Origin of the sequence: Olivibacter jilunii (assembly GCF_900607235.1) — a bacterium.
Classification (GTDB): Bacteria; Bacteroidota; Bacteroidia; order Sphingobacteriales; family Sphingobacteriaceae; genus Olivibacter; species Olivibacter oleidegradans.
Map to the genome: position 1 here is coordinate 454,268 of NZ_LR027848.1, position 13,133 is coordinate 467,400.

10 protein-coding genes and 2 tRNA genes are annotated in these 13,133 nt (G+C 41.5%); 10 read left to right on the forward strand and 2 right to left on the reverse strand.

Annotated elements, in window-relative coordinates:
* Positions 1–15: 15 nt before the first annotated feature.
* Positions 16–876, forward strand: a complete 861-nt coding sequence (locus tag E0E36_RS01980; RefSeq protein WP_130854544.1) for a TraB/GumN family protein — start codon at positions 16–18, stop codon at positions 874–876.
* A 67-nt stretch (positions 877–943) separates the two neighbouring features.
* Here E0E36_RS01980 and E0E36_RS01985 read toward each other — a convergent pair whose 3' ends face one another.
* Positions 944–3,088, reverse strand: a complete 2,145-nt coding sequence (locus E0E36_RS01985) for a prolyl oligopeptidase family serine peptidase (RefSeq protein WP_130854545.1) — start codon at positions 3,086–3,088, stop codon at positions 944–946.
* A gap of 160 nt (positions 3,089–3,248) precedes the next feature.
* Here E0E36_RS01985 and E0E36_RS01990 point away from each other — a divergent pair, with 160 nt between their 5' ends.
* Positions 3,249–5,924 (forward strand): glycoside hydrolase family 2 protein, encoded by a 2,676-nt coding sequence (locus E0E36_RS01990; protein WP_130854546.1) that lies wholly within the window; start codon positions 3,249–3,251, stop codon positions 5,922–5,924.
* Positions 5,925–6,114: 190 nt separating this feature from the next.
* Positions 6,115–6,864, forward strand: coding sequence for a UDP-2,3-diacylglucosamine diphosphatase (locus tag E0E36_RS01995; protein WP_130854547.1), 750 nt, complete (start codon positions 6,115–6,117; stop codon positions 6,862–6,864).
* Positions 6,865–6,981: 117 nt separating this feature from the next.
* Here E0E36_RS01995 and E0E36_RS02000 read toward each other — a convergent pair whose 3' ends face one another.
* A complete protein-coding gene (locus tag E0E36_RS02000; RefSeq protein WP_130854548.1) occupies positions 6,982–8,268 on the reverse strand; it encodes an MFS transporter in 1,287 nt (428 codons plus the stop codon).
* Positions 8,269–8,401: 133 nt separating this feature from the next.
* Here E0E36_RS02000 and prfA point away from each other — a divergent pair, with 133 nt between their 5' ends.
* The 7 genes from prfA (at position 8,402) to rpsB (ending at position 13,080) form a co-directional block, all read left to right on the forward strand.
* Positions 8,402–9,475 (forward strand): peptide chain release factor 1, encoded by a 1,074-nt coding sequence (prfA, locus tag E0E36_RS02005; protein ID WP_013664739.1) that lies wholly within the window; start codon positions 8,402–8,404, stop codon positions 9,473–9,475.
* A 70-nt stretch (positions 9,476–9,545) separates the two neighbouring features.
* A tRNA-Asp gene (locus E0E36_RS02010) sits at positions 9,546–9,619 on the forward strand.
* A 51-nt stretch (positions 9,620–9,670) separates the two neighbouring features.
* Positions 9,671–9,744 (forward strand) — tRNA-Asp (locus E0E36_RS02015).
* Between the two features lie 155 nt (positions 9,745–9,899).
* On the forward strand, positions 9,900–11,264 hold the full coding sequence (locus E0E36_RS02020; protein WP_130854549.1) for an MATE family efflux transporter: 1,365 nt from the start codon (positions 9,900–9,902) through the stop codon (positions 11,262–11,264).
* 131 nt (positions 11,265–11,395) lie between these two features.
* Complete coding sequence (rplM, locus tag E0E36_RS02025) at positions 11,396–11,839, forward strand: 50S ribosomal protein L13 (RefSeq protein ID WP_013664737.1); 444 nt, start codon at positions 11,396–11,398, stop codon at positions 11,837–11,839.
* 11 nt (positions 11,840–11,850) lie between these two features.
* On the forward strand, positions 11,851–12,237 hold the full coding sequence (gene rpsI / locus E0E36_RS02030; protein ID WP_013664736.1) for a 30S ribosomal protein S9: 387 nt from the start codon (positions 11,851–11,853) through the stop codon (positions 12,235–12,237).
* Positions 12,238–12,255: 18 nt separating this feature from the next.
* On the forward strand, positions 12,256–13,080 hold the full coding sequence (gene rpsB / locus E0E36_RS02035; protein WP_013664735.1) for a 30S ribosomal protein S2: 825 nt from the start codon (positions 12,256–12,258) through the stop codon (positions 13,078–13,080).
* Positions 13,081–13,133: the final 53 nt, after the last annotated feature.

Here is a 13,133-nt window from a genome sequence, read left to right on the forward strand (position 1 = left end):
CAAGAATAAAATGTTATGAAACGATTTGTTCTATTAATCGGGCTCCTATGGTTTTCTTTCGTTATTACATCGAAAGCACAAACATCAACAGATCGGACGACGCTTTGGGAATTCACGGGAAATGGCCTTTCGACCCCCTCTTACCTGTTTGGCACTTTCCATCTTTTATGTCCGGATGATTTAATTTTTACAGAGGCCCTCAAGCAAAAGCTCGAAGCAAGTCAACAATTATACCTTGAGCTGGATTTTTCGGATCCTCAGATCGGTATGAAAATGATGGAAAATATGCGCATGCGAGGCAAGACATACCATGATTTATATGATAGCCTAACCTATCGCCAGGTAAGTGACAGCCTGGAAAAAATAGCGCATATTCGTCTGGAAACGCTAAATAACATGAAGCCCTTTGGCCTATATTCCATTGTTTTAATGGGTGCATTACAATGTCAGCCCGCTAGCTGGGAATTGCAATTGGTGGATTTAGCAAAAGCCAAAGGTATGAATATCGCCGGCTTAGAAACGGTAGAGAGCCAGGCTGCGCTTTTTGATACGATTCCTTATAAAGTTCAAGCAGAACAACTAAAAGAAATGGTATTTAATTTGGACAGCACGGCTACGGAAATAAACGAGCTTATCAACCTTTATAAAAGCCAGGATATCCACACCTTGCACAGTCGAACGATAACTGATCCGCTCATGCAGGATTATTTAGACCTAATGCTGTACAATAGAAACGCCAATTGGATTTCCATTATAGAAGAAAGTGCAAAATCTCAAGCCACCTTCTTTGCTTTTGGGGCTGGTCATTTGGCTGGGGATAAAGGTGTTATTAATCTTTTGAGAAAAAGAGGGTACACAGTAAAACCCGTGTATTGATAAACAAAAGAGGGGAGCTAAAAACGAATTTTTAGCTCCCCTCTTTTATTAGTTCTATATTTCACATTTATTCGCTATACCCAACCCCCATATTCTGAAACATAAAAGCCCATTTATCGGCTTGTTCCTGAATAATCATAGCTGTTGGTTTACCTGCACCGTGTCCGGCCTTCGTTTCGATTCGAATCAATACCGGATTGGTTCCCTTATTGTATTCCTGCAAGCGCGCCGCAAATTTGAAACTATGAGCAGGCACAACTCGGTCGTCATGATCGGCTGTTGTTACCATCGTTGCCGGGTATTCAATCCCTTCTTTTAATGCATGATAGGGCGAATATTTATACAAATAATCAAACATTTCTTTATTATCATCCGCGGTTCCGTAATCGTAGGCCCAACCAGCGCCGGCCGTAAATTTGTGATAACGTAACATATCCAGAACACCCACCGCAGGGAAGGCGACTTTATATAAATCCGGTCGTTGCGTCATAGCGGCGCCGACAAGTAAACCACCATTGGATCCACCGGAAATTGCCAGACGCTCTTTTGATGTATAGTTTTCTTTAATGAGGTATTCGGCGGCGGCTATAAAGTCATCAAACACGTTCTGTTTCTTCAATTTAGTTCCTGCTAAGTGCCATTTTTCTCCATATTCGCCGCCGCCACGCAAATTGGCTACTGCATAAACACCTCCTTGTTCCAACAATAAAACTGTTGATACACTAAAGGAAGGCGTTAGACTGATATTGAAGCCGCCATATCCATATAACATCGTTGGATTGCTACCATCAAGTACGATCCCTTTTTTATAGGTTATAATCATCGGAACCTTCGTGCCATCTTTAGAGGCATAAAACACCTGTTTGGATTCGTAATCCTCAGGGTTGAACAACACATCGGGCTTTTTGTATATTGTCGACTTACCGGAAGCTATATCATATTTGAAAATGGTGGGTGGATATACATACGATGTAAATGAATAGTAAAGCTCCTTTTCGGTCTGTTTTGCCTCAAAGCCATTGGCCGTACCAAGTCCAGGTAATTCTACGATTCGCTCTTCTTTGCCACGCCTATCAAATTGTTTTACTAAAGACGTAGCATCTTTTAAGTAAATGGCGAACAATTTGCCGCCGCCTTTCTTTATGTTCAGCACATTTTCGGTTTCCGAGATCAAATCTTTCCAGTTGGCGGGTTTTGGATCGTTAATATCAACTGTTACCACTTTATAGTTTGGTGCCCCCAAGTTTGTTAAGATAAATAGCGAGTCTCCTTCGTTATCGATTATGCTGTGTTCTTTGTCAAAATTATCTACTACCTGAACGATTTTAGAATCCGGCTTGCTTAGATCCTGGATATACAATTCATTGCCACTTGTGGTATTTGCTGCCGTGATAACCAAAAACCTTTCATCCTCAGTTAAATAAGCCCCGATATATCGCCTCGGCGTACTTTCGCCACCAAAAATCAGTTCATCTGAACTTTGGGGAGTGCCTAGTTTATGGAAATACAATTTATGATATTGTGTCAAACCCGACAGCGCGCTCCCCTCTTTCGGTTTGTCATAGCTACTGTAATAGAATCCTTCATTGCCTTTCCAAGCCAAGCCTGAAAATTTAACATCGATCAATGTATCACCTACGACTGATTTATCTTCTGCTTTCCAAACAATTACTTTGCGCCAGTCGGAACCGCCTTCTGAAACCTGATAGGCTACTAAACTTCCATCTTTACTGAAATTGATATCTGCCAAAGATGTGGTTCCGTCGGCCGAAAATTTATTGGGATCCAAAAACACCTCACTCTTACCCTCTTTTTCTTCTCGGTATATAACCGATTGATTTTGGAGTCCGTCATTCTTAAAGTAGTATGTATAATTGCCTTCTTTGAAGGGAGCCGATATTTTCTCGTAATTCCACAATTTCTCCAAACGTTGCTTGATGGCGTCTCGGAAGGGAATCTGAGAAAGGTAGTCATTTGTCACTTCGTTTTGGGCTAACACCCATTCTTTGGTATCCACCGCTGTATCGTTCTCCAACCAACGGTATGGATCAGGAACTTTCGTGCCAAAATGATCGTCAACAAGATCAATCTTTTTTGTTTTTGGATAAGGCTTTAATTTCATAGCTGTAGCTGGTTCGATGGTTTTTTGATTATTGTTGCATGCCATCAAAAAAGATGCTAGCAGCAACAATCCTGAGTACGTTTTTACCATGTTGAATAAATAAAATTTACATTGTGAATTATTTGTTCAATATTACAAATAAAAAAGCCTCTTTTGAATACGGAATCGATTCCTTTCCTTATTTTTACAATAAATCCTTAGGTTTGCCAAGGAAAAAGCTTCCGCCAAACTGTTTTAATAAAACTTACAAATGAATACCGCTATACCGTCGACTAAAACGATTTATTTACTAACTCTTCTCACGCTTTTCTCCTTATTTTCCTTTGCACAATCATACGAATTGAACAAAGGTTGGATATTCAGGAACTACAAAGAAGTATCCTTGTCGGGTGAGAAACTTTCTGATCCTTCTTCAGTCATTCAAGGCTGGAAGCCGGCCACTGTACCGGGAACAGTATTGACCGGTATGCTGAACAATCAGGAGATTCCGGATCCTTTTTTTGGCATGAATAACAACAAGATCCCGGATATTTATACAGTTGGCAGGGATTATTACACCTATTGGTTCGTGAATGATTTTGAAGAAGGCATTCCAACCGGCGATAAACAGGTATGGTTGCATTTTAGAGGAATCAACTATAGTTGTGAAATCTTTCTCAACGGTAAAAAAGTGAATACTAAACCCTTCAAAGGGATGTATATCCGCAAGCGATTCAATATTACAAAGCTCCTTGCTTCAAATGGCAAAAACAGGTTAGCCGTCATTGTGTACCCACCTGACGTTGTAGGCAATCCAAATGGCGGACAAGGCGGAGATGGCACCATCGCCAAAAATGTTGGGTTACAATACACTGCTGGTTGGGATTGGATTAAACCTATACGGGATAGAAATACCGGCATATGGGATAAAGTAACGATTGAAAAAACGGGTGCTATTTCCATTATCGATCCCCATATCATTACGGAAGTTCCCGGAAAAAGGGAAACCAGTGGCATCCAGCAACCTGCCATTATTAAAGTTTCCACAACTTTGCGCAACGCGGCCAATAGACCTATAAGTGGCGCGCTGCAGTATCGCTTAGATGGACAATTAGTTAAGCAAAGTGTTACTCTTCGTCCTCAGGAAGAAAAGGAAATAAAACTCCCGGATTTAATCTTAAAGAACCCAAAGTTATGGTGGCCATCGAATTATGGACAACCCTATTTGTATCCCATGGAGCTAAGTTTTGTACCCAATGCAGCCAAAACCACTAGTGATAAAAAAGATCTGAAAATAGGTATCCGGGAGATTCAAACCTACTGGAATCCACATACACGTAGCCGGGAGGTAGCGGTTAACGGTCAAAAAATATTCATCAAAGGTGGCAATTGGATCATTTCAGATGCGATGCTTCGCTTCTCAAAAGAACGTTATGACGCCGAAATTCGCTTTCACCGGGATATGAATCTAAATCTTATTCGAATTTGGGGTGGTGCGTTGGTGGAGCGACCGGAATTTTACGAAGCTTGCGATCGTTATGGGCTACTTGTCTTTCAGGATTTTTGGATGTCCGGCGATTGTAACGGACGATGGGAAGATCCATTGAAGAAAGACGATCAATGGACAAGGCGACAATACCCGGATGACCATCAATTATTTCTTGAATCTGCTGCCGATATGATCAAAATGATTCGAAACCATCCCTCTTTAGCATTTTATTGCGGTGGTAACGAAATCACACCTCCTGATGATATTTTAGTTCCACTCCGGGATTCCATCTTGCCGAAATTGGATGGCACCAGATGGTTTGTTGATTATTCCAATTCAGATGCTATGTCGCAAAACGACATTGGTGGGAACGGCGATGGCCCATACGGAATACAGGACATCAAAACATTTTGGGCTGATAAAACCTGGCCCTTTAATTCGGAAGTTGGCTCCGTTGGTGTGGGCGACCTGGAATCATTGAAGCGATTTTTACCGGAAGAAAATCAAATTGCACCCTTATTCACGGGCTTTAACGCCGAGGGTCGAGTACAGGAAACCGTAGACTCGGTTTGGCAATATCACACCTATATTGGCTATGGTGAACATATAGCGCCTTATGGAAAAACAAACAATTTGGAAGATTTCGCAAACAAGGCGCAACTAGTCAATTATAATCAATACAGGGGCCTGATGGAGGGCTTCAGTGCCCATATGTGGGATTGGTATACGGGTACAATCATCTGGAAGACGCAGAACCCCTGGACTTCCTTGCGCGGTCAAATGTACGACTATTACCTCGATCCAAATGCTGGTCTTTATGGCTTAAGGAGTGGCAGCGAACCATTACATGCTATGTATAATCCAGTAGACGGTTTTGTTTCCATTGTCAATAACCATTTTGAAAAACGTAACAATATAATGCTTGTTATTCATGCATACGACATGCAAGGGAAAGCTTATCCAATAACAAAGGTATTTGCATTTATGGAACCTTCGTCTGTTAAAAAAATCATGTCCATCAAAAAGCAAATCGACGAATTGGCAAAAGACAAAGGGGCTTTTTTGCGTCTACAGTTAATGGATGCAGGGCAACACCTATTAAGCGACAATTTCTATTGGTTGCCTGATGCGAAAGGTTATTATAGCGGTTTAACAGATATGGCCAACTGTAAGCTCGATATTAAAGTCAAACAAATCACACCTGGAGAATATGCGGTCACACTGGCCAATAATGAACACGATAATATTGCCTTTTTCAACCGGCTTGCTTTGGTCGACAATCTTACACATCAACGGATCTTGCCAACTTTTTATAGTGACAATTATTTATCGGTAGTCCCCGGTGAAAAAAAGACGGTCATGATAAGTGTTGATCCTGCGCTAACTCGAGGCAAACAAGTTGTTTTGACAAACGCAGGTTGGAACGTGAAACAAACAGCGGTACTGATTTCCGAATAACAGCTCACTGTAAAACGAAGGTTTTATTTCTTTCTCGCTTTGGCTTGATAATTTTTAGTTTCATCTCACTTGCCAAAAACTTGATTAAGGGAAGCCTTCCTATAATCTTAGTCTATTATACAGATAAGCAGAAGCCATATCCCAAAAGCAAGCTTTTTAAATAAGCTTGCTTTTGGTTACCTTCGCGTCGATGGTAGAAAACAAAAAGATATATTTCGCCTCCGATTTTCACCTAGGCGTGCCAACCTATGAGAAAAGCCGTGAACGGGAGGCCCGACTGGTTCGCTGGCTTGAATCCATTAAACATGATGCCGCCGAGCTTTACCTTTTGGGAGATATTTTTGATTTTTGGTTCGAATATGCAACAGCCGTACCGAAAGGATTTGTTCGCTTTTTAGGCAAGCTCGCAGAATTAGCAGACAGCGGAATCAAGATCACGTTCTTCAAGGGCAATCACGACATGTGGATGTTCAGTTATCTTCAAAAGGAGCTTGGGGCTAAAATTATAGCAGACGAATTGGTTATTGAACGGCAAGGAAAGCGTTTTTATCTGCATCATGGAGATGGCCTGGGCCCAGGGGACGCTAAATACAAGTTTCTTAAAAAATTCTTTAGAAGTAAATTTTGCCAATGGCTCTTTGCCCGCATTCACCCCAATCTAGGAATTGGTATCGCGCTGCGGTGGTCGCAAAACAGTCGAATCGCCAATAATAAGAAAGAATGGCGCAAGGAAGCTGAACAAGAATGGCTGATTGTATATTCCAAAGAAGTATTACAAAAAGAACATTTCGATTATTTGGTTTTTGGTCACCGGCATCTACCCTTAGACATCGATCTGGGGAACAACAGTCGATACATTAACCTTGGCGAATGGGTAAACTACAACACATATGCTGTTTTTGATGGGCATAATTTGGAACTAAAAACATTTGAAGGGTGATAGGTAACACGATAGCTTTACATGGTTACGGCCTTAACCGAATATCCGGCGCCACTACCAGCCTATTAGCAGATAGTGACGCCTCCTTATCATTTTCATACGTTAACACATTATTCGCTATATATCCGCTTGCAAGGCGGGTGGTGTTTTTATCTTTTTTCTCGACCGCAGATATAAAACCAATCCGGCAAAAATAATGGTCAATACAATGGGGATAACGAGTGTAATTCTAATTACCTCCGGTCCTGCTAAACTTTTAGCCTGATTGAGTGCCTGATTCATCGATGTCCCTTCCGCTGCACTCAAATAGGTAGCAAGATCAGCACCGGCAGGAAGGTAATTTAGTACCAACCCATCGTAAAAGTTCCCCATAAAAATACTATAAATAGATACGGCGAACATTCCGGCGCCTCCCATTAGATTTAATCCTAATGCGCCGGATTGAGGAATATGTTCTGCGACGAAGCCGATCATCGTTGGCCAGAAATAACAAACCCCTATACCAAAAACAATAGCCGCAAAAAATATAGCATTACCGGTTAAGGTACTGAGAAGGTATAGGCCTATTGCCGAAACCATTGCTGATAAAAGCAACACACCCTGTGGCGACAAGCGATGTACGATAGGTCCTGCCAAACCTCTCCCCACTACCATTACACCGGTAGTAAGTGTTAATATGAGGATGGCATTATTTGTTAAATTTTTCAACAGCACGTCTATCCATTGCCCGGTAAACAACTCAGTTACTGCCGTACCAAACATACAGATCAACATAACGATAAATAGAGGAGATAGTACCGCTTTGTACATATCGGTTGTAGAATATCCGGAAGCCACACGCTCTGTAACCGGAAATTTTAAAGAGGAAAACAGATAACCATAGACTAGGGTAGGAATGATCATAATCGCCACCTGCCACTGCCAGCCAATTTCCAGCGTATTCAACAATAAAACGATGAGGGTACCAATAACGATCCCACCAGGGAACCACAAGTGAAAATGGTTCAATTTAACTGTTTTATTATCAGTATACAGTGAAGCAACCAAGGGATTACATGCCGCTTCAACCGTACCATTAGCAATACCTATCAGTAGTGTTGAAATAAACAGTGTCCAATAACCGGCTGCAAATACCGTTAATAATATTCCTGACAAATGCAGTATAAAGGCTACCACTAGTAGCTTTTTCATTCCGATAGCATCCACCACAAAACCGCCGATAATAATCGCCAGGGGGAAACCCCAAAATGCAGACGCCGTAATGACACCTAGTTCCGCTGTGCTCAAATGAAAATCGATAACTAGCTGATTCATGATACCTGCCCTTATACCAAAAGAAAGAGAGGTTACCAGCAAAGCTAAACAGCTTGCTACAAAAAGTTTGTTGCGTTCAATCGCTTGCATAATAAGGCTTTTAAGTTTATAATTACCCAAAAGTAAGTTTTTTTGGCTAACTATCGCAATTGCATATGAAAAGCATTTTATCTAAGTTTGTAAACTTTTTGCCCAACGGGGTGAAAAAGCAAATCATACTAGTATGTTAGAGAAGTTAGAAGCGATAAAATTACGTTGGGAAGAAGTAGAACGTGAATTGAGCAATCCGGATACGGTAAACGACATGAAGCGTTTTGCAAAGCTTAACAAAGAATATAAAGACTTAGGTAAAATCGTTGATGAATATTATATCTACAAAAATATCATCAGCAATATAGAAACCAATAAGGATATACTAGCCAATGAGAAGGATCAGGAACTGAGGGAGATGGCCAAAGAAGATTTAGATGCCTTACTTGTTCAGAAAGAAGAAAAAGAAGAAAAAGTAAGACTTATGATGATTCCCAAAGATCCGGAGGATGCCAAAAATGCCATTTTCGAGATCAGAGGGGGGACCGGTGGGGACGAGGCTGCTTTATTCGCAGGTGATTTATATCGTATGTATACTAGGTATTTTGACCAGAAAGGGTGGCGGGTCGAAGTAATGGATGTTACGGAAGGTACTGCAGGAGGATATAAAGAAGTTATCTTAAAAGTAAGTGGTGAAGACGTTTATGGCCAATTAAAATATGAATCAGGCGTACACCGCGTACAGCGCGTACCGGATACGGAGACTCAAGGCCGAGTACATACTTCAGCCGCTTCTGTCGCAGTACTACCCGAAGCAGAGGAGGTGGATGTGGAAATCAATCCTGCTGATATTGAAATGCAAACATCCCGCTCGGGAGGTGCCGGTGGTCAGAACGTTAATAAAGTAGAAACGAAGGTGCAATTAACGCACAAACCTTCGGGGATTGTAGTTGTATGTCAAGTAGAGCGCTCGCAGCTAGCGAATCGTGAGCTAGCGATGGAGATGTTACGGACTAAATTATACGAACTGGAAGTACAAAAGAAACACGGGGATATTGCGGCCAAACGGAAAACGATGGTATCTACCGGCGATCGCTCGGCCAAAATACGCACCTATAACTATCCCCAAGGGCGGGTAACCGAGCATCGTATTGGTTTGACCATGTATAACCTTCCGGCTATTATGGATGGTGACATTCAGGAAATTATCGATGCGCTTCAATTTGCTGAAAATGCTGAAAAAATGAAAGAAGGCGGTCTCGAATAATTTTTTTAACAAAAAGATTTTAATTTTAAAAAAACGCGCTATATTTGCAGTCCTCAAAAGAGGGGAAGTAGGTCCGGTAGTTCAGCTGGTTAGAATACATGCCTGTCACGCATGGGGTCGCGGGTTCGAGTCCCGTCCGGACCGCTGAGAAGAAAGCAATAGGCTTTTGAAGTTCTTTATAAAATTTAATGTTTAGGTCCGGTAGTTCAGCTGGTTAGAATACATGCCTGTCACGCATGGGGTCGCGGGTTCGAGTCCCGTCCGGACCGCTTTCAATCTCTGCTTATTTTATGCAGGGATTTTTTTTTCTCCTATTTTTCTCCCGAGTATAAAGATAATGGATAGGAGAAACGTCATCTTACAATAAAACTGAGGTCATATAATACGCTTGTTGTTACAACAAGCTTTTTCTTTTTCTATCAATATGCACGGATTAGGATTGCTTCGTAATGAGGCGGGCAAGACTTTGAAACTTGCAGGCCCTATAATTTTAGGTGAATTGGCACAAATGGCATTAAGCCTTATCGATACTGCCATGGTCGGCTCTGTTAGCTATAAGCAACTTGCAGCTGCGGCATTGGTAATGAGTGTCGTGAACATCCCTTTTGTCTTAGGGATAGGCATGACGATGTCCGTTTCTCAAATGGTAGCCATGGCCCACGGGCGAAATGACGCCCAAAAGGTCTCTCATTATTTATACAATGGGTTTATCCTTTGCTCATTTACGGCCATCATCATTTCACTCGGATTAGAATGCAGCAAAGATATCTTGTTCCACTTAAAGCAGGATCCGGAAGTAGCCGAAATGGCCGTCCCTTTTTTAAGAATTATCGGAATATCCATTATTCCCATGATGCTGTTCATGACCTTAAAACAGTTCACCGACGGCTTGGAATATACACGAACAGCCATGACGCTATCCCTTATTGCTTTGCCTCTCAATGCATTTCTTAACTGGCTACTGATTTTTGGAAATTGGGGGCTGCCAAGGCTAGAATTGGTAGGAGCGGCATGGGGAACCTTAATTACCAGAACGCTTATATTTTTAGCATTAACCTTTACAATCCTTAAACATAAAACTTTTAAACGTTACATGGCCGCTGGTCGTACACACTGGAAATTCAGTTGGCATACGATCAAAGAATTGCTGAGGATCGGTATACCCAGCAGTTTACAAGCCGGTATGGAGGTTGGGGTTTTTGCTGTTTCCGCTATATTGGTTGGTACCATTGGCGCTGTCGAACAAGCAGCGCATCAGATAGCCATGAACTGTGCCGCTTTTACCTTTATGGTATCCATGGGATTGGCTCAAGGAGGTTCGATCCGCGTAAGCAATGCTTACGGTCGAAACGATTGGAACCATATTCTGACTATTGGCAAGAGCAGTATCCTGACGGCGCTTTGTTACGGCGTTCTCTGTTTTGTAATTTTCATATCCTTTAACGACTTTTTACCAATGCTTTTTAATGATAATGTAGAAGTGGTAAAATTAGCTTCCTACTTACTGATCTTTGCTGCTATTTTCCAAATATCCGACGCCACGCAGGCGATCTCCGTTGGACTATTGAGGGGAGCGAAAGATGTGAAAATTCCGACCTTCCTGGTAGGTATTGCATATTGGGTAGTGGGTTTGCCCATAGGCTACTTCCTGGCCTTTAATTTAGATATGAAAGCTCCAGGTATCTGGACAGGCTTAATTATTGGCCTCAGCTTAGTGTCCATTTTTTTATCAATACGATTTTTACGATTGAAAAAACATATTGCAATCACGGACGGTATGTCGTTGTAAAAAGAGAAAACTTACTCAGTATCAATATATTTTTTAATAATATTTTTAAAATACGAATTTTTCTGTCTACCTTTGCAGTCCTTTAAAATAAGGAAAAAAGTATATTGTTTAATTAATTCAAAATCAAGCAAGTGAATACGTTAAGTTACAAAACTGTCTCAGCCAACAAAAACACCGTTAACAAAGAATGGATCGTTGTTGACGCTGAAGGTGAGATTTTGGGGCGCTTGTCATCTCAGATTGCCAAGGTAATCAGAGGTAAGCACAAGCCTACGTACACCCCACACGTAGACTGCGGAGATAACGTCATTGTTATTAATGCAGACAAGATTAAGTTGACAGGAAACAAATTAGGCGAAAAGCAATATGTTTCTTACACTGGTTACCCAGGTGGTCAGCGTTTCATTTCTCCCAAAGAATTATTGGCAAAGCACCCTACCCGTGTGATTGAGAAGGCGGTACGTGGCATGCTTCCTAAAAATCGTTTAGGTCGCGCTTTGTACAGAAATTTATTTGTGTATGCAGGTCCTGAGCACCCTCACGCGGCACAAAATCCTAAAACAGTTAAATTCTAAAGAGAGAAGAAATGTCAACAACAAACACTTCAGGAAGAAGAAAAACCGCTGTTGCCCGTATTTATTTATCTGCTGGTAGCGGCAACATTACCGTAAATGGTAAAGATTACAAAGAGTATTTCCCTACATTGCCATTGCAATATATTGTTACTCAAAGTACAGAAGTTGCCGGAGTTGCCGGTAATTTTGATGTAAAAGTTAACGTAGCTGGAGGAGGCGTAAAAGGACAGGCAGAGGCCGTGCGTTTAGCAATTGCTAAAGCATTGGTAGAGCTTAACCCAGAGGTGAAATCTGCATTACGTGCCAAAGGATTGATGACTCGCGATGACCGGATGGTTGAGCGTAAGAAACCGGGACGTCGTAAAGCACGTAGAAGATTTCAATTTAGTAAACGTTAATTTAAGGAGGATCAAACAATGGCAAGAACAACATATCAGGAATTACTGGATGCAGGTGTACACTTTGGTCACCTTACCCGTAAATGGGATCCGAAAATGGCTAAGTACATTTTCATGGAGCGCAATGGCATCCACATTATCGATTTGAACAAAACTTTAGCAAAGCTTGAAGAAGCCGCTTCAGCTATTAAGCAAATCGTAAAATCAGGACGTAAAGTATTATTTGTAGCTACAAAAAAGCAAGCTAAAGATATCGTTGCTGAACAAGCAAAAGCAGTAAACATGCCTTATGTTACTGAGCGTTGGTTGGGTGGTATGCTTACTAACTTTGCTACTGTTCGTAAGTCTATCAAAAAGATGTCTAACATCGATAAGATGACTAAAGATGGTACTTACGACGTATTATCAAAGAAGGAGAAGTTAATGATTCAACGTGAGCGTATTAAATTGGAAAACCTATTAGGTGGTATTGCCGATTTAAACCGCTTGCCTGCTGCGCTTTTCATTATTGATGTAAAGAAAGAGCACATTGCAGTTAGCGAAGCGCTAAAATTGAACATTCCTACCTTCGCAATGGTAGATACAAACTCCGATCCTACCAACATCGATTTCCCCATCCCGGCGAATGACGATGCTACGAAATCAATTACGTTGATTACAAACGTAATCAAGCAAGCGATTATAGAAGGATTGGAAGAACGTAAACGTGATAAAGAAGAGGAAGCAGAGAAAGAAGCTGCAGCAGCAAAGGCGAAAGTTGATAGTGGGGAAGAGCCGGCAGCTGAAGTTGCTCCTAAACGTGAACGTAAAGCAGAAGCTACGGAAGCAAAAGACGGAGAATAATTAAATCCAAGTATGGGTTAGGGGTCACCTCCGGTAAGCTTGCTGAAGTTATG

Excerpts from the sequence above, each read along its gene's own strand:
- E0E36_RS01980 (WP_130854544.1), top strand. The coding sequence starts at position 16 with ATGAAACGATTTGTTCTATTAATCGGGCTCCTATGGTTTTCTTTCGTT.
- E0E36_RS01985 (WP_130854545.1), bottom strand. The coding sequence starts at position 3,088 with ATGGTAAAAACGTACTCAGGATTGTTGCTGCTAGCATCTTTTTTGATG.
- E0E36_RS01990 (WP_130854546.1), top strand. The coding sequence starts at position 3,249 with ATGAATACCGCTATACCGTCGACTAAAACGATTTATTTACTAACTCTT.
- E0E36_RS01995 (WP_130854547.1), top strand. The coding sequence starts at position 6,115 with ATGGTAGAAAACAAAAAGATATATTTCGCCTCCGATTTTCACCTAGGC.
- E0E36_RS02000 (WP_130854548.1), bottom strand. The coding sequence starts at position 8,268 with ATGCAAGCGATTGAACGCAACAAACTTTTTGTAGCAAGCTGTTTAGCT.
- prfA (WP_013664739.1), top strand. The coding sequence starts at position 8,402 with ATGTTAGAGAAGTTAGAAGCGATAAAATTACGTTGGGAAGAAGTAGAA.
- E0E36_RS02020 (WP_130854549.1), top strand. The coding sequence starts at position 9,900 with ATGCACGGATTAGGATTGCTTCGTAATGAGGCGGGCAAGACTTTGAAA.
- rpsI (WP_013664736.1), top strand. The coding sequence starts at position 11,851 with ATGTCAACAACAAACACTTCAGGAAGAAGAAAAACCGCTGTTGCCCGT.
- rpsB (WP_013664735.1), top strand. The coding sequence starts at position 12,256 with ATGGCAAGAACAACATATCAGGAATTACTGGATGCAGGTGTACACTTT.